The 16,163-nt window shown below is 60.9% G+C and carries 20 protein-coding genes and 1 pseudogene; 9 read left to right on the forward strand and 12 right to left on the reverse strand.

The features are described 5' to 3' along the window. Positions 1-502 precede the first annotated feature (502 nt). The gene (locus BUA54_RS18430; RefSeq protein WP_072858735.1) at positions 503-739 is read right to left on the reverse strand and encodes a hypothetical protein; all 237 of its coding nucleotides are present in this window, start codon (positions 737-739) and stop codon (positions 503-505) included. Between the two features lie 130 nt (positions 740-869). Beyond that, positions 870-1,772: a recombinase family protein gene (locus BUA54_RS18435; RefSeq protein WP_072858736.1), complete on the reverse strand. Its 903-nt coding sequence runs from the start codon at positions 1,770-1,772 to the stop codon at positions 870-872. Between the two features lie 410 nt (positions 1,773-2,182). Between BUA54_RS18435 and BUA54_RS18440 the strand changes: the two genes are divergently transcribed. Further along, positions 2,183-3,148: a helix-turn-helix domain-containing protein gene (locus BUA54_RS18440; protein ID WP_072858737.1), complete on the forward strand. Its 966-nt coding sequence runs from the start codon at positions 2,183-2,185 to the stop codon at positions 3,146-3,148. Positions 3,149-3,191: 43 nt separating this feature from the next. On the opposite strand, the gene BUA54_RS18445 is transcribed toward BUA54_RS18440, so the two are convergent. From BUA54_RS18445 to relB, 6 genes are all read right to left on the reverse strand, one after another. Continuing rightward, entirely contained in the window at positions 3,192-3,491 is a 300-nt protein-coding gene (locus BUA54_RS18445; protein WP_072858738.1) for a HigA family addiction module antitoxin, read from the reverse strand. Positions 3,492-3,500: 9 nt separating this feature from the next. After that, positions 3,501-3,776 (reverse strand): type II toxin-antitoxin system RelE/ParE family toxin, encoded by a 276-nt coding sequence (locus tag BUA54_RS18450; protein WP_072858739.1) that lies wholly within the window; start codon positions 3,774-3,776, stop codon positions 3,501-3,503. Between the two features lie 121 nt (positions 3,777-3,897). Continuing rightward, positions 3,898-4,305 carry a PIN domain-containing protein gene (locus tag BUA54_RS18455; protein WP_072858740.1) on the reverse strand — a complete coding sequence of 136 codons (408 nt, stop codon included), beginning with the start codon at positions 4,303-4,305 and terminating at the stop codon, positions 3,898-3,900. Then, entirely contained in the window at positions 4,295-4,573 is a 279-nt protein-coding gene (locus tag BUA54_RS18460; protein ID WP_342742737.1) for an AbrB/MazE/SpoVT family DNA-binding domain-containing protein, read from the reverse strand. Before BUA54_RS18460 ends, BUA54_RS18455 begins: the two co-directional genes overlap by 11 nt. A 216-nt stretch (positions 4,574-4,789) precedes the next feature. Continuing rightward, on the reverse strand, positions 4,790-5,062 hold the full coding sequence (locus BUA54_RS18465) for a type II toxin-antitoxin system RelE family toxin (protein ID WP_072858758.1): 273 nt from the start codon (positions 5,060-5,062) through the stop codon (positions 4,790-4,792). Then, positions 5,046-5,279: a type II toxin-antitoxin system RelB family antitoxin gene (relB, locus tag BUA54_RS18470; RefSeq protein ID WP_072858742.1), complete on the reverse strand. Its 234-nt coding sequence runs from the start codon at positions 5,277-5,279 to the stop codon at positions 5,046-5,048. Before relB ends, BUA54_RS18465 begins: the two co-directional genes overlap by 17 nt. Positions 5,280-5,573: 294 nt before the next feature. Between relB and BUA54_RS18475 the strand changes: the two genes are divergently transcribed. The 3 genes from BUA54_RS18475 to BUA54_RS18485 all read left to right on the forward strand — a co-directional run bounded on the left by BUA54_RS18475 (position 5,574) and on the right by BUA54_RS18485 (position 7,364). Further along, positions 5,574-6,740 (forward strand): nucleotide sugar dehydrogenase, encoded by a 1,167-nt coding sequence (locus BUA54_RS18475; protein WP_072858743.1) that lies wholly within the window; start codon positions 5,574-5,576, stop codon positions 6,738-6,740. Positions 6,741-6,823: 83 nt separating this feature from the next. Then, positions 6,824-7,081, forward strand: a complete 258-nt coding sequence (locus tag BUA54_RS18480; RefSeq protein WP_072858744.1) for a type II toxin-antitoxin system ParD family antitoxin — start codon at positions 6,824-6,826, stop codon at positions 7,079-7,081. Next, positions 7,059-7,364 carry a type II toxin-antitoxin system RelE/ParE family toxin gene (locus BUA54_RS18485; protein ID WP_072858745.1) on the forward strand — a complete coding sequence of 102 codons (306 nt, stop codon included), beginning with the start codon at positions 7,059-7,061 and terminating at the stop codon, positions 7,362-7,364. The genes BUA54_RS18480 and BUA54_RS18485 overlap by 23 nt, the downstream gene beginning before the upstream one ends. Positions 7,365-7,613: 249 nt before the next feature. Here the strand turns inward: BUA54_RS18485 and BUA54_RS18490 are convergent, their stop codons facing one another. The 3 genes from BUA54_RS18490 to BUA54_RS18505 form a co-directional block, all read right to left on the reverse strand. Continuing rightward, positions 7,614-8,549: a response regulator gene (locus BUA54_RS18490; protein ID WP_072858746.1), complete on the reverse strand. Its 936-nt coding sequence runs from the start codon at positions 8,547-8,549 to the stop codon at positions 7,614-7,616. A 315-nt stretch (positions 8,550-8,864) separates the two neighbouring features. Beyond that, positions 8,865-9,119, reverse strand: coding sequence for a type II toxin-antitoxin system CcdA family antitoxin (locus BUA54_RS18500; protein ID WP_072858748.1), 255 nt, complete (start codon positions 9,117-9,119; stop codon positions 8,865-8,867). Between the two features lie 287 nt (positions 9,120-9,406). Beyond that, positions 9,407-10,498 carry an OmpP1/FadL family transporter gene (locus tag BUA54_RS18505; protein WP_072858749.1) on the reverse strand — a complete coding sequence of 364 codons (1,092 nt, stop codon included), beginning with the start codon at positions 10,496-10,498 and terminating at the stop codon, positions 9,407-9,409. Between the two features lie 339 nt (positions 10,499-10,837). Here BUA54_RS18505 and BUA54_RS18510 point away from each other — a divergent pair, with 339 nt between their 5' ends. Both BUA54_RS18510 and BUA54_RS21425 read left to right on the forward strand, forming a co-directional pair. Continuing rightward, complete coding sequence (locus BUA54_RS18510; protein WP_072858750.1) at positions 10,838-11,083, forward strand: type II toxin-antitoxin system ParD family antitoxin; 246 nt, start codon at positions 10,838-10,840, stop codon at positions 11,081-11,083. A 15-nt stretch (positions 11,084-11,098) separates the two neighbouring features. Beyond that, positions 11,099-11,376 (forward strand): annotated as a pseudogene (locus BUA54_RS21425) (type II toxin-antitoxin system RelE/ParE family toxin). A 269-nt stretch (positions 11,377-11,645) separates the two neighbouring features. Here the strand turns inward: BUA54_RS21425 and BUA54_RS18520 are convergent. After that, a complete protein-coding gene (locus BUA54_RS18520; protein WP_072858751.1) occupies positions 11,646-12,866 on the reverse strand; it encodes a response regulator in 1,221 nt (406 codons plus the stop codon). A 620-nt stretch (positions 12,867-13,486) separates the two neighbouring features. Here BUA54_RS18520 and BUA54_RS18525 point away from each other — a divergent pair. The 3 genes from BUA54_RS18525 to BUA54_RS18535 all read left to right on the forward strand — a co-directional run bounded on the left by BUA54_RS18525 (position 13,487) and on the right by BUA54_RS18535 (position 15,952). Beyond that, the gene (locus BUA54_RS18525) at positions 13,487-14,185 is read left to right on the forward strand and encodes a sugar transferase (RefSeq protein ID WP_072858752.1); all 699 of its coding nucleotides are present in this window, start codon (positions 13,487-13,489) and stop codon (positions 14,183-14,185) included. 400 nt (positions 14,186-14,585) lie between these two features. Continuing rightward, the gene (locus BUA54_RS18530; protein WP_143155516.1) at positions 14,586-14,975 is read left to right on the forward strand and encodes a hypothetical protein; all 390 of its coding nucleotides are present in this window, start codon (positions 14,586-14,588) and stop codon (positions 14,973-14,975) included. A gap of 287 nt (positions 14,976-15,262) precedes the next feature. Then, entirely contained in the window at positions 15,263-15,952 is a 690-nt protein-coding gene (locus tag BUA54_RS18535) for a hypothetical protein (protein ID WP_072858754.1), read from the forward strand. Positions 15,953-16,163: the final 211 nt, after the last annotated feature.

The raw sequence follows: 16,163 nt of genomic DNA on the forward strand, positions 1-16,163 counted from the left end.
CCCACGTCAGACCGAGTGAAAACCTCGTGGAACGAAGTGGTGCCGAAGTCGTTCGTTCACACCAACCATTTGAAACAACCCGGATCAACGTCATTTCCTGTGAATTTTTAGCGTATCTAGCTGATCTGGAAAGGAAAATTTTATACGCAGCTAGAGAAAGCAGAAAGATGCAAGTTAATGCTGACCATGTCGTTTCATCTTCAGAGCAGTCCGACCAAAGTCGTTTCACTGTGGCAAAATTCCGCAAGTCCCGCCGCTTCATAAAAGCCAACTGGATGATCGCGACATTTGTGATGGCCACGCTCGTGGGGTGGATGACTCTGAGATAATTGATGGCCCGCAGTGTGATGCTGTCCGCATTTGCACGCGCCATCAAGATTGGTCGTTCAAGGCAAGATGACGATCAGGTACCCCGGTTGATCGTCTGGCGATTGTTGGCACCCATAGCATGGGCGCCCTTATCTACCATTCCGAGGAGCGAACAGTTGGCCTAAGATGACTGCTAATGCAATTTGGCACCTTTAAGAGTCAAAGTTGCTCTACGGCTGCCGCTCATCTCGAACAAACCCTCTTCTCGACCCAGGATGAATCCGTCCAAGACATCGTCATATGTCCACCCCTGTGCTTCAACCCACTGCTGCACGTTTTCTAATACAAGGGAACCGGCTGGCAGGACCTGGTAGTGCTTCATCACCTCGAGGGCCATCCGCTTTTTCTCTTCATCTGTAGAATTGGTCATACCATTATCCTTACATGTTTATCGGCCCTTCCAAATCTCCATCCTAAACTAGAATATAGCCGAGAAAGCCCTCGAAAAGTTGAGGGCCGGGCTTTTGCATTGGTGTGAGGTTATAAAAAGCCACACACCTTCAATAAGTTGGATGCCTGTCCAAGAGCCCCAATCGCTCGGCTCTGGTTTTCAACATCCGGACAGACGAGAGGGGCCAGGCTGAACCACCTGAAGGTGTCCGTTCACGCATTTGCTCAAGGGACGCACCGATCCGCTTCAGGGTAATTCCGGGGTCGGCCCGAACCATTCCCGCTACGATCGCGCAAAGGCGGTCAGATGGCTGCGCCTTGGGTGCACGGTCCATCACGGTCTCGCTCAGAAGCCCGTCCAAGACGAACCTGCGGGCTGCCCGCTTTAACCGTGGCGCAGCCCACGGCTTGCTCGGGGGAGGTGTCTGACGGTTGATTGCCGCGGCGACCCGCGCCCACGACGTCTCCGGGCGAAGGCGTCTGACATAGGGGACCCATTCAGTCCCAACCGCATTGATCTGCTCGAAAAACTGGTCGTCACGCGCGCGGGCCATCGTCTTGATGGCCTGCGGGTCGCGGGCCTTGAGGTGGGGATTGCCGCCGATCCTGCCCGCCCGGCGGGCCACGGCAAGTCCGGCAATGGTCCGCTCGCGGATCAGCGCGCGCTCCAACTCACCGACGGCCCCCAGGATCTGAAGCGTGAACTTGCCTTGCGCCGTGGTGGTGTCGACAGGGTCACCCAAGGAGCGGAATCCGGCGCCACGTAGCTCCAGCGTTTCGATCACAGCTAAAAGGTGTGACACGCTGCGTGCCAACCGATCGATCCGGACCACGACCAGCACGTCACCTGACGTCATTCGTCCAAGAAGCCGGCCGAGGGCAGGGCGCTGGTGATCCCCCCCGGACGCCGTTTCCTCGATCACCTCCGCGGCCCCTGCAGCGCGCAGTGCTGCAACCTGACCTTCAAGGGTCTGTCCGGTGGTGGACACCCGCGCATATCCGATCATGGCCATTTGCTGGGCCCCGTTCTTTGGATTTCTGGCTCAGTATGCTCAATAACAGTTTAATATGTCATCAGGAAACGAGCGTTTGAACGCAACCCAAACCTTGCAAAACACACCCCCCCATCCTTCGAAACCTGCGCAATTCCCCGCGGTATCCCGTAAAATCTGCCCGAAGCGCACCGGGACCAGCTCCAGCCTCTGCCTCCACGCAGGCCTATCTTCAAAACCGGCCAGCAACGGACATGACACTACATTTTGCGTCCGTCTTGTCTGGCAAATATTTTAGATTGTAACGCTTTTCAAAATTTCTGTCTGGAATCCGTTAGGCTTCAGATGCGATAGGTGTCCGGCATCATTCCTTCCTCTTCAGCCTGGGCCCCCGGCATGCCAGTCCTCCTTCCGATCATGGGACCCGCATCATGACCGGTCCTGACCTTCAGGCCACCCTCAAGGCCGAGATCCTCGCAGCCCGCCTCGAAGGGGCCCTGCGCGCGGATCCCGATCTCGCCGCGATCTGGCGTGCCGAAGCGGCCGTCCAGGAAGCCTGCGCCTCCGCATGGCTCGAGGACCTGCCATTGCGTCCCGAGGATCTGCTCTGCCGCGCGTTTCGCGATGAGATTGGAGATCCCGACCGCGATCGCGCCGCCATCGCCGCCACGGCCATCCTGCGCGGCCTGCACTCGCCCGGAGATCTGCGCGACGACACGGCGGTCGTCATGAAGCGGATCTGGGCCTTGGGTGGCGACACGGGGCCCTCACCGTTCACGCCTGAGCATCTCGACGCCCTGCGCCAGGATCTGCGGACCGCGCCAGGACCCATCCTGGCCGGCCTTGCCGTGGCCCATCGCGTGGGCCTGATCGCGGCGGGCGCACCGGCCTGCGCTCGGCTGGCGTTCGTTGCCGCCGATCATGCCCTGCGCGGGGCAGGGGGCTTCATGATCGGAGACGCCGATCCCCATGACCTCGTCAGGGCCCCCCGCGGCGCCTGGGTGCTGCAACCCTCTCTCGCCCTCGTCGACAGCGGTTTCCGGCTCTGGTCCGTCAGCCGCCCCGATACCGTGGCAGCCCTTCTCGCCGGCCTCACCCACACCCTTGCCCGGGCCATGGGATCGCTTCCCATGCACCGCCGCTGGCTGAACCGGGCCCGTCACGCCAGGGACACCGCCCATGGTTCATCGCACATGCCTGACCTCGTCCGCCTTCTCATGATCCAGCCTATCATCGACACGGCCGATCTCGCCAAGGCCGCCGGCATCACGTCAAGATCTGCGCTCAGGCTCATCGACACCGCAACCGACACCGCACTGATCCGCAAGATTACCTATCGCAACACCTACCGCGCCTGGGCCACCGAACCCTGTGCAAAGCTGCTAGGACTGGCCTGACAGACGAGGCGGGTGTGATCGCCCCCCGTAGCAGTCAAGATCGCTATTCTGCTGTCATCAATGTTGGGACAGAAGATACATCGACGTCCCGTGACGCATGCCACGCATCGTAAGCACCCTGCATCCTGATCCATACCAAAGGCGCATTTCCGAAGAGCTTGGCGAGGCGTACCGCGAGCTCGGGGCTGACGGGTTTGCGTTCGGCCAAAACGTCGTGAAAATGCTGACGCGAGATACCGAGCATCCGCGCGAGCTCAGTCTTGGATTTGCCTGTCGCGGGCACCACGTCCTCGCGCAATAATTCGCCCGGATGTGTTGGGCAACGGTCAGGGTCGCAGCTCATTTTTACCTCCTAGTGATATTGCTCGAAGTCCAGGACATAGGCATCGCCGTCGTGAAACTCGAAAGTGATGCACCACGGTCCGTTCACATGGGTTGTGTAACGTGTCGGTGTGTAGCCTTGCAGCGCGTGAAAATCGAAGCCGGGGAGATTCATGTCTTCGGGCACTGTCGCGGCATTAAGAGTATCGAGACGCCGCAAGATACGCTTATGAAGCCGTGCGTCGATCTTTGACTTTCCCGTCTCCCAGAGAGCTTTCAGCTGCTTGTGAGTGAAGGTCTTTATCATACTTATGTGTAGCCTGATAGCAGACAGGTGTAAATAAATTGGCTACACTTTTTTCGTGAAAGGGCCAACAAAGCTCCTGGGACTGGCCTGACAGCGCCGTAGGTGTGATCGCCGCTTTCCGTCAGGCGCCCACGGCTCTGAATGGATTTGTGATGCGCAGGACGTTTTCGATCAAAAGCCCGTCGTGCATATCCTCGGACATCAACTCCGTGCATCCCGCCAGAAGGGCGGCCCCCACGATCATGGCATCGTAGACCTGCAGGGTGTAGCGCTCAGCGATCGCCCGGCCGATATCATGCGTGTCCGGCGTCAGCGGCACGACCCTGCAGATCGCCCGGATGCTCTCCAGGAACACGCCGGTCTCATCCCAGCTCATGCCGGCCTTCCGTCGACAATTGACCAGCACCTCGTTGAGCACCTGGACACTGACCGTGCCACCTGACTGCAGAACCTGTACGGCCCGGTCCCGTTTCGGGCCATCATCCAGCAGGTAGAGAATGATGTTGGAGTCAAGGAACCTATCGGCCATTCGCATCGTCGCGGCTCAGGCGCGCCGCGGCAGGAAGCCTGCCGCGAAACGTCTCGAGTGAAGCGAGGATCTCCTCCGGCCGACGGTGCCGGGTCAGCGTCAGTCCACTCTCCCCGGGCTGCAGGTCGACCTGATCGCCCTCCTTCAATCCGAGCCTGCGGACCAAGTCCGCGGGGAGCCTCACGGCAAGGGAATTTCCCCATCTGGCAATCTGCATGGCGTTTCCAGTTCTGGATATACATTTAACAATGTATATCAAAAGCGCCATTCCCGCGTCAATCCCTGGCCCCTGCCACGTATTGGTGCCGGGCTATGTCATCACGGCCCAAGGGCTTGAAAGCAGGCAGAAGCACAGACATGGGCTCCAAGCGCTACGGTTCTTGAGATTTCCAAGAGATGCGCGTTCATCGCTTCGATGTTCTGGTGGTGGCGATAGCGTTCACAAACCTTCAACCGGTTCTGGAACGCTTATCCGCACTCCTGCCTAGTCGCGGTAGACTTCGCGGCGATGCCCTATCTTCACCACCAGAATGCTGACCCGCTCATCTTCGATGCTGGCCACAATGCGATAGTCTCCGACGCGGTAGCGCCAGAGGTCGCCGTAGACCGCACCTTTCAGGGCATGACCGATCAGCCGTGGATCATCCAATGGCGCCAGTCTGTCCCGCAGAAACCCAATGATCCGTTTCGCCTCGGATTTTCCGATCTTCGAAAGTTGCCTTGTGGCCGTGTCCGACAGATCAATCTGCCAAGCCAAGATCGCGCTCCACATCGTCTAAAGTGTGGACCGGCTCTTGCCCGCTTCTGACCCGCGCAATCACCTGCTCGGCCATGTAGACGTCCTCAAGGTCATCCAGATGCTCTTCGACTGCTTCGCGAATGTAGTAAGTCGCGGTTCTGCCGGTTCTCGATGAGAGGGCCTTGAGGCGGGCGTACGTTTCATCCGGAAGCCGGACGGCAGCTTGCTTTGTCATCACTGTTCTCCTGATGGTATGCGTGTATACCAAAAGACTTTCGAAGGCGAGTTTGTTGGGCAACGGTCAGGGTCGCAGCTCATTTTTATCTCCTCGTGATATTGCGCGAAGTCCAGGACATCGGCATCGCCGTCGTGAAACGTGCAAGAACGGTGATCATGAAACCGACAGGGACCGGCTCTCTGGCCGAAATCCCGTCGTAAACAGTGTGTCGATCCTTCGCCGGAATTGACTTTACGGCCATCCTCTTATCATGGGTGGTCCCATTCTGCCGCACACCCCGGAGCGACCCCCATGAAGATCACTGTCTACGGCATCGGCTATGTCGGTCTGTCGAACGCCATCCTGCTGTCCCAGGCGCACAGCGTCACGGCCGTTGACCGGGATCCGGAGCGCGTAGCGCAGATCAACGCCCGCCAAAGCCCGATCGAGGACGCCGAGATCGCCGACTACCTGGCGCACCGGACGCTTGACCTGACGGCCACCACCGATGGCGATGGTGCGGCGCGGGCCGCGGATATCGTCATCGTGGCGACGCCGACCAACTACGATCCGGTGACCGACGCCTTCGACACCCGCACGGTCGAGGCGGTGATCGCGCAGGTCATCGCCGTGAACACCACCGCCACGATCGTCATCAAGTCGACGATCCCGGTCGGCTACGTCACGGACCTCCGGGCACGGCTGAAGACCGATCAGGTGATCTTCAGCCCCGAATTCCTGCGCGAAGGGCGGGCGCTCTATGACAACCTGCACCCCAGCCGGATCGTCGTGGGCGAACGCTCGGACCGGGCGCGCGTCTTTGCGGACCTGCTGCTGGAAGGGGCGATCGGCAAGGATGCAGCTGTCCTGTTCACCGATCCCGATGAGGCGGAGGCGATCAAGCTCTTCGCCAATACCTATCTCGCGATGCGGGTGGCCTTCTTCAACGAGCTCGACAGCTACGCGCTGGCGGCCGGCATGGACAGCCGGCAGATCATCGATGGCGTCAGCCTCGATCCGCGGATCGGCGGACACTACAACAACCCATCTTTCGGCTACGGCGGCTATTGCCTGCCGAAGGATACCAAGCAGCTCCTCGCCAACTATGCCGCCGTGCCGCAGAACCTGATCCGCGCGATCGTGGATGCGAACCGGACACGCAAGGATTTCATCGCCGAGGAGATCCTGCGACGCGGCCCGCGGACCGTCGGGGTCTACCGGCTCGTGATGAAAGCAGGGTCCGACAACTTTCGTCAATCATCGGTGCAAGGCATCATGAAACGGATCAAGGCCAAGGGTATCAACGTAATCGTCTACGAACCCGTCATGGAAGATACCCACTTCTTCGGCTCGGAGGTCGTGACCGACCTCGCCGCCTTCAAGACGCGCAGCGACGTGATCGTCGCCAACCGGCGCACCGAAGATCTCGCGGATGTCGCGGACAAGGTGTTTACCCGCGACCTCTTCGGAGCAGACTGAATTACGGCTGGCGCTCAAGTTGATTGGATTTGTAATACATATTGGTACATATGGGGTGTACCCCGAAAGCAAGGAGTGGTGCCATGCCCCGAAACACCTCCATGACTGTCGGTGATCACTTTACCGGCTTCATCCGCAAGCAGGTTGAGACAGGGCGTTATGGCTCCGCCAGCGATGTTGTACGGGCAGGGCTGCGGCTTTTGGAGGAACACGAAGCCAAGGTGACAGCCTTGCAGGATGCACTCATTGCCGGAGAGCAGTCAGGGGCGCCGCGTCCGTTCGATAGCGAAGCTTTCCTGAACCGCATACATGCAAAGCATGTGGTCATCCGTGCCGAGTAACACCTATACGCTCGCGCCGCTGGCAGAGATCGATCTGGAAGAGATCTGGTTCTATACGTTTCAGACGTGGTCATTTGCGCAAGCAGACAACTACTTTCGCGATCTCCTTGCCACATTCGAGGCTTTGGGGGCGGGAGACAGGACAGGTCGAGACGTCGACGTACGGCCCGGCTATCTGAAATGCCCCGTGGGATCGCACATGGTCTATTTTCGGGAGCGGAAAGACTGCATCGAAATTATCCGCGTGCTCCATCAATGGCAGGACATCAGTCAGAACCTTTGAAACGTCAGGACAAGCACCTCACACTGAGATCTGCGCGATGGCCGAAAGCATGACGATTTCTGGTGGAAGGCGAGGACAGGTATGAGCCTTGCAGGATGCACGTCTTGCTGGAGAGCGGTCAGGGGAGCCGTGTCCGTTCGCGTGCCACGCTGTCCTGCGCCGCATCCATGCGAGGCACGGGGGCTCTCCATAGGGCGTATGGGGTTCCCCATAGGGAGTAGGATTGCCAGCTCCGTCAGACGATCTGCTTTACAGTGACAAGAGTGAGCCTCCGCAACGATCTTCGGCATCCCCGATGACCCGGTAGAGGACGTCCACCGCCCTTTGCCCGTTCGATGCACCGAGTGTCTGGGGCGGGCTCATGTAAGGGACCACGGAAACCGGGCTGTCACCTGAGGAGGGCAGTTGGAGGTTTTCCAGCTTTCCCTGCACGTCCGTTTCCGTGTCGCGCCACGATGGTGCGTGACCCTCGGCCTTTTGCGCAATGCCGGTAAAAGCCCCGTACCCTGCGTAGGACAGAAAGAACTGGGGCGCCTGCAGGCACCGGGAGATCGCCATGCCGACGCTTTGCAGGATGAACATGAAATCGTCCGGCGTGCACGACCGATGCAGTTTCGACGCATCCTTGATGGCGAACGAGAAGGCCTCCAGTCTCAAAGACCCCGACTTGCTGAGCTGGAAGATATATTTCTCCAGGGCGTCGATTTCGATCTCACCCTCGATGCCCCCCAGCCACCGGGGCTGGTAGAAATCGATCCGGCCTGGCGCAGGCTCCGTCCCACCTTGTTTTGACTTCAGCAGATCCCTCTTTTCCATTTGGCGCCTGACCTGGTCGATGCGTGCGATAAAATCCGATGCGACAATTGGCTTGGTGATGTAGTCCGAGGCCCCTGCCGCGAACGCCACGTCGATGTCGGCTTTCTCAGAGAGCGCGGTCACCATCAGGATGGGGGTGTCCTTGTGCTCGGGCAGCGTGCGCACCCAGGAACACAAGGCCTCACCCGTCACGCCGGGCATCCTCATGTCGATCAGCATGCAGTCGAAAGCGGGCGTGGCCCGCAGGATGACGGGTGCCGCCTGTCCCGCATCCTCCAGGAACGTCACGTCAGCATAGCCTGCCGACGCCAACGTCAGATTTATCAGCTGCAGAATGAACGGGTCATCGTCCACGACGAGTATCTTCACATCACGTCTCTTTTCTTATTGGTGCTGGCAGGCCGAAGACACTGACGCAGATCGGAACCCGGGGCGCAGGCAGTCATATCGGCAAAGGGGCGGGGTGAGCTCACCTGTGAAGCCGGGGATCACGAGCGAAGCGTTCCTGCCGTACATCTGCGACATACCCCCTTGCGCGGTTTGCCTCGAAAATCAGGGGCCGACTGATGACGGACTGAAGCTCGGCCAACAGGGCAATCACGACAACCGACGGATCTGGCAAAAGCAGATCGCTTTCAATGATGACCATGGAAGTTCCACTGTCTGTGGCAACATCGACGCAGTTCAGCCGCTCCGGGTCGCGCTGTCCGGGGAGGCGCTGATGTCGGACAGCGGATGGTCATTGCGCGCGTGCCACGCGGCCTGGGCCACGAAGGCTTCAGCATTCTCGTCGAGCCACTTGCGCCGGCGGGCATCGGCAACGGCGCGTTGAAGGGCGGCATCAGCCACGGCGGAGATGTTGATTCCAAGGTCCCTGGCGGCATCGAGGATGGCGGCATCGAGGATGAGCGACGTCTTGCGTTTGGATGCGGCAACCATCGGATCAACTCCTGAAGATACCGCAAAAATACAGCGACCCGCTCGCTGCAGCAAGATGCAGCCACTGCAAGGGCTGCCGCATCAGTGTCCGCAGTACCGCGCCGTCGTGCAAGCCCCGTCCGGAACCCGCGCGCCGGTCGCGAACGGCGGGATGAACGCATGCCATTCCCGCCTGACATTCACGAAGGGCCTGACCGCCCGGTCGAAAGACACGCGATAAACCTTGCGGCCGCGTGCCTCGACTCATTCCCGCCGCGCACAAGCATGCAGTCCGGCCGGGACCCGGTTCAGAACGCATACCCGATCTGAAGCGAAACCCCGACGGCCGTGTTGTCCGTGAACGTCGCACCGGTCGCACCGCCTGCATCGACGTCCGCGTCCCCCAGCCAGGCGTACTCGAGGCCACCGGTGATCTGCACCCGGTCCATCTGGTAGGTGGCGCCCGCCCCCAGGGAGACGAGACCATTGGTCGGCCCCAGGGGAGACGCCAGGGTCTGGTCCTCGTTGTCGTAAGAGACCTGGACGGCCCCCGACCAGGCCTTGCTGAGCTGGCGCCCGACACCCAGCGTGTAGGTGACGGTATCATCCTCGTAGCTCACAAGGCTGCTGCCCGATGCCGCGAGGAGGGCCGGGGGGGCCACATCGAAGGACGACCAGTCGACCCAGCGGACACTGCCGAAGACAAGCGTGTCCCGCGAGATCCCCGTCTGGACGTCCAGGTTGATCGATTGCGGCGTCGTGATTCGGGTGCGGGTGTCACCGGGCGCGATGTTCTCTTGCGTCGTCACGTCATGCCGGATCTCGGAATTGTACGTCAGGGCCGCGCGCAAGGCGATCCGGGGAATCTCGTAGGCCATCCCGCCGACGTAGCCGATGCCGGTGTCGTTGTCGGTCGTCACGGTGTATCCGGCAAGCGGCCCGAAAGCGGCCCCGTTCAGGGTGATGTCCGCCGACACGGTCTGTGCCCGCAGGCCACCGAAGACGCTGATGCCTTCGGTGAACTTGTAACGCACCAGTCCTGTCAGGGCCGTGAATGTCGCATCCACCGAAGTGCCGCCAAAGACCGGGGAGGAGTTGCCGTAGTCGACAGAGGCCCCGAAAGGCCGGTCGAACATGATGGCATAGGACAGGGCCGGCGACAGATCTGCCTTGTAGCCCGCGGAGGGCAGAAAGAAGGTCTCGGCCACGTCCCCGGTCGCTTGCCCCGCAATGTCGGTGCCCGAAACCGAAGGCGACGCCATGCGGAACGACAACTCCACGGATCGGCCCTCCTCGAACAGAAGGCCACTCGGCTGTCCGGACCAGTCAATGCCACCCGCCCAGGCCGCCGTCGTCATGAGCGCGGAAAGGGCAGTCCCCGAGGCCAGCAAACGCATCATTTCTTCAAACCTTCTGTATGTGACCCTCTCCAAGCCAGGAGATGCGGAAACGGGACATTGTCGAGCCAGCATGGCTGCTGCCCAGCGATACCCAATCCGAGCCGGTTTCCAAACGTCAAAGCCGACCCGCCTCTACCGGAGAAGGCCCTGTGTCGCCGACGGGCAACGGGCCGGTTTCCAGGATGTGGCAGCAGTGGATCAGGCGGTCGAGGATCGGGGGCGTCATCCGAAGGTCACCGCAAACGGGAGCCCATTCCCTCTCCTCCACGTGCGGTGTATCATCATAAGTATGATTAAGTGTGTCTTTCAGGAGGTGCCATTGTGGGTGCTATCGAACGCATGACGATCACCATGCCAACCGAACTGGCCGAAGCTGTGCGTCAGACGGTTGCAGGGGGAGAGTACGCTTCAACAAGCGAAGTCGTCCGCGAAGCTCTCCGCGACTGGACGCGCAACCGAGATGCGGAGCGCCGTGATCTTGACGCTCTACGGGCCGCCATCAAGGCAGGACTGGACAGCGGGCCAGGTATTCCTGCCGACCAGGTGTTTGCAGAGCTTCGCACTCGCTATGCGACAAAGACCTGATCTGTGCCACGCCTGGTGATCCTGCCCATTGCGCGGGCCGACCTGATCGAGATTGGTGATTTTATCGCCCAGGACAATCCCGAGCGCGCCCTGTCGTTCATGACCGAGATCGAGGACAAGATGCAGGAGGCTGCTAAGCGCCCTGAAAGCTTCCCTGCGCGTGACGATGTGTGTCAGGGCTCCGCTCAACCCGGCATGGACGCTATTTGATTTTCTTTCTCAACATAGACGAGGAAGTACAGATTGTTCGCGTGCTGCACGGGGCCCGGGATCTACCCAGAGCTTTCAGATGATTGCGCTGCATGTCAAAGTCGGCCCGCCTCCACCGGGGAAGGCCCTGTGTCGCCGACGGGCAACGGGCCGGTCTCCAGGAGGTGGCAGCAGCGGGTCAGGTGGTCGCGGAGCGGGGTCGTCATCCGAAGGTCACCGCAGACGGGAGCCCATTCCCTCTCCTTCAAAGGTGACGCGGTACGCGCCTGGAGTTCCGGATTGCCGGAAGTCCTCCGGATGCCAACAGTCTGACTTGCGTCGTCAGAGCCGTGTCACACCCGCGACGCCGGCCTCATGCGCCAGAGGCCTGCGTCAGGCGGGGCATGGTGCGCGCGTACTTCGACAGTATGCGAGCCTCTGCCGCCTCCAACGCAAGTGTGCTGGCGCGGCTGGCACGGTCGGCTTTCGGACCGGAGAGCGGGACCGGCGTGCCGATCGACGCACCGCACCACACATCGTCGTCCTGAGGGTTGTGACGCTGTGCATCGGGATCCGAGTCCCGGACACACTGCGTGACAAGGGCCTCGATACGGGGGAGGTCGATCGGGCTTCTCGTCGGGGTCACCACCAGCAGATCATTGTCGGCATTAAAGGCCATCATGGTCCCCTGGGGCTGCAGGCTGGCGGCGGTGGCCGTGGCAATGCTGTCCAGCAGCCGGTCCAGGTGTACGGGCGCGTAGCGGGCGCTCAGGACGTCCATGCGATCGATCCTGACAGCAAAGATCTGAAGCGTGGCAGCATCCTTTTCAGGCAGCAGGCCGATGTAGTTTGAAAGCGTCAGGTAATCGGTGCGGCTTGTCGTCATGCCCTGGGCTGCGAGGCCCGGGATCTCGGGCGAGGCCGTCGCTCGGACATTTGCCTTGAACACGTCCCGCGCAGCCTCGAAACGCTGGCCGAGGGCCGTGACGTCAAACGGCTTGGTCGCGTAATCCGTCGCACCGGCGCGCAACGCCTCGGCGATGTGGTCCATGTCCCGGCGCGCCGTCAGCATGACGATCGGCACATCCTGGTAGGCCGGCAGGAGACGCACACGGTGACACAGCTCGATCCCGCTCATCTGCGGCATGCTGATGTCGAACAGAAGGTAGTCGAAGGTCTTGGCGGGGTCTGCCAGCAGGGTGAGCGCTTCCGGGGCGGAGGGAACCGTGACGACCGTGATGTCGCCCGCGGTCTCCGCGATCGTGTCCACCAGGTCGAGAATGAAAGGGTCGTCATCGACGGCCAGGATCGTGAAGCGGGCCTCGGGCGCGCGCTGCGGGAGCGGCGTGACGGGCCGGGCGACAGACGGCTCTTCGGCATCGATGGCACCCTGAAGGTCCGTCGCGGTCTGCGCTCCGCTGCGGGCGGTGAAGCGGCCAGCCACGACATGCGCCACAGCCATCACGACGACGCTGGCAGACCCCGACAGCGTGTAAACACCGAGCAACGCCCAGATCGGGGCTCCGGCGGTGAACGCCGCCGCCGCGCCGAAGAAGCCAACCGTGACGCCGATCAGAAGGTAACCAAGTATCATGAACTCTATCCAGCCGTTTGCGTTATTTTCAACCTGAAGTTGTAAGTTGTATCAAAAACCGGATTTCCGAAGGGGTTCAAGAGAGAATCGTCGGAATGTCACGTTGTTTCAGATACTTTGCCCACAGCCGGCTGCTCTCGTCGGGCTACAGAGCAATCAAGGTCAACGTGATGGTCTCATTGTGTCAAAATTGAGGAACCGGCCTGATTGTCACCGCACAGCGTCGCGCAACCCCAGCGAAAGGTCGCAGTCCGCGCCGAAGGACGACCGCGAAAGCAGGCCTCCGACCCGCCCCGGCCTCTTTTGCCACCACAGGCCAAAGCCACAGGCGAGGCTGCAGATACAACAGCGATTTTTCTGCACAAACCGCTCTGAAATGCGCCATTGTACCGTGAGCCCGCCCCCGCACCGGCGGCTTTCGCCCCTGCACGAAAACCATCCTTGAAACTTCATGCCCACGACATAAAAACATCCTAGAATTAAACGTAAATTTCGTCGACGTGACGGATGAAAGGGCTACCGTGCACTGCACGATTGCCAGATATGATGTTTCGTCCACGCGCCTGATCGGGGGTCGATGATTCGCTGCATCGATGCCGTTAAAGATATGGGACTGTTTGATGACGATACATTATGAAGAGCTGACGCTGGACAAGACAGCAGAAGTCGTCGCGCGCCCCACGTCCCCCGACATCACGAAACCGGTGCCGTTCTGGGCTTACCGCCGCATGGGCAAGCGGACCTTCGATCTGACCGCCGTCCTGTTGTTCCTGCCCTTCGCCGCCCTCATCATCGGCGGCCTGGCCGCCTGCATCGCGCTTCTGGGTGGCGCACCGTTCTATACCCAGGAAAGGGTCGGACGGGGCGGCACCACCTACCGGATCTGGAAACTCCGGACGATGGTCCAGGACGCCGACCGCCGTCTGGAAGAGCACCTGCGCACCGATCCCGCCGCGAAACAGGAATGGGACCACACCCAGAAGCTGCGCAACGACCCCCGCATCACCCCGATCGGGCGCTTCCTGCGCGCCTCCTCGATGGACGAACTCCCCCAGCTCTGGAACGTGCTGCGGGGCGACATGAGCCTCATCGGCCCGCGCCCGATGATGCCCTCCCAGGTCACCCTCTACCCCGGCACCGCTTACTACCAGCTGCGCCCCGGCATCAGCGGCAGCTGGCAGGTCTCCGCCCGCAACGAGTCCAGCTTCGCCGAACGCGCCGTCTTCGATACCTCTTACGACCACAAGGTCTCGCTCAGCGAAGACATGCGCATCTTCGTGGCCACCATCCGCGTCGTCCTGCGCGCAACAGGCCACTGACCCGCAAAGGGTCTGACCCATCGACAGAGCCGTGCCGCGTGCCTCGACCAATCGCGACCCCATGCGGGGAAGTGATGCCCGCGCTTTGCCTGCCGTCTGTCAGCCCCCTACGGGCCGCCACACTCCGGCCCCGGATTCACCATTCAGACAACCTGCCACCGCCCCTTTCGCCTGCAAGACGTGACACCCATTACGATCTCACAGGTGAGCAGCTGCGATGGCAAAATCGTCCCATGGAGTGCTTTGGCACAAGGTCCCCACAAAGTCGGGCATGCGGGCGGTCTCCCCGAAACCGCGGGGCCTTCTGAGATCCTTTGCGAAATCCTGTATCGTCGCCGGAAGCCTGGCGCTCGTCGTTGCAGCGCCTCCGGTCCAGGCGAGCAACACGACGGCCAATGTCATGATCATCGGCAATGACTACGGCGGCGTGCTGGTGCAGCGGCTGGCCAACCTGCAGGCCCTGCGCCTGCGCGGCACCACGGTGGAAATCCGCGGCGACATCTGTGCATCCGCCTGTACCCTGTATCTGGGGTTGGAGAACACCTGCATCCTGCCCCAGACCCGCTTCGGGTTCCATGGCCCCTCCTCCCATGGCAAGCCGCTGCCCCGTGCCGATTACGAACGTCTGTCGCAGGTCGTCGCCGCCCAATATCCCTCCGTCCTGCGCGACTGGTACGTCACCTCCGGCCGGCTGACGCTGCGGCGGATGCAGTACATCTCCGGTCGGACCCTGATCGATCTCGGCCTGCGGCAATGCACCGGCGGACCCGTACCTCAGGCCCAATCCTGAATGACCCCTCGGCCGCCGCCCGGGCGCATCAAGCCCGATCGGCGAGGAGCCGGAGCCTGATCCCCTGAGAGCCCTCGATCGCAAGTCAGCTCAGGTTCGGGTCTTCGTTCGACCGGTTTTACATATTCAGGAGGTGGCGGTGCCATCAAGACCAGCCTCCAGGCAAAGGTAGGGATCAGTTCCGGAACTGATCACAGGTTTGTTCGTGGGTCGAAACTCTTTCGAAAGGGGTGCCGGATTAAAGTCGGTTCAGACCAATGACGGCACACTTCACGAACGGACCAACCATGAAAACCACTATCGTCAGCAGCGTCCTGAACAGGACCATCACATTCTCCGGCAAGGCAGGCGGCCATATCTACGCTGACCTGAACGGCCACCCCGGTGGGCGTGGCAACAAGATACGTGCAGCAGGAAAGCTGAAAGGAGAGGCGATCAGATGTGGCGCGACCCAGGACGACTTTCAGACGCAGTGCAATAACTGGTATCGCTCATACGTGCGCAATCACCCGGACCGGGTCGCAATCGACTGCAACACGCCGCGCAAGGCCCAACAGGTCATCGGCGTCGACGCACTTCTGGCACGCATTCAACGTCAACCGTGGCAACACGCAGCCACAGTCCTAGAGCATTTCATGAAGGTCAACCTGAAGCCACGGGCAGGCGACGAACGCTACTCCGAATTCGGCAGTGTCCTCGTCACATCCCGCTCGGATGATCTGAAAATCATCTACCAGGAGATGTTCGATCGCGACATCCTGAACGCCCGGCCCCTCACAAGATCCGGCATTGCCAATGTGCCGTCGTTTCAGGTCGGCGGTGCAGTCGTCAAGAAGACCCTCACCGACACTCACCCCATGGATCCCTTCGCACTCTCGGAAGTCATTTCCGAAGCGGTCGGACATGCGTTCTGCAGTTTCGATTACACCAGCTATTTTGAAGAGCAGGCACAGCCCCAAACTCAGATGCGCAACTGAAGACCTGACGTCGGCACGGTCGCCGGAGCGGCAGACCGTGCCCCCCCCCCCCCTCTTCGATCCTGGCATGCATCATCGTCGTTCATAGGCTAGGCGGCCAAGTCATATGAAACGGGCTGGATCATGCTCCTGCAACGATCCAGCCCACGTCCATCGTATCGGTAACGCTGACAGGCCACATCGTGACCTGTCAGCATGTTGTATGGTTTAC

The sequence above is a fragment of the Loktanella atrilutea genome (assembly GCF_900128995.1).
GTDB lineage: Bacteria > Pseudomonadota > Alphaproteobacteria > Rhodobacterales > Rhodobacteraceae > Loktanella > Loktanella atrilutea.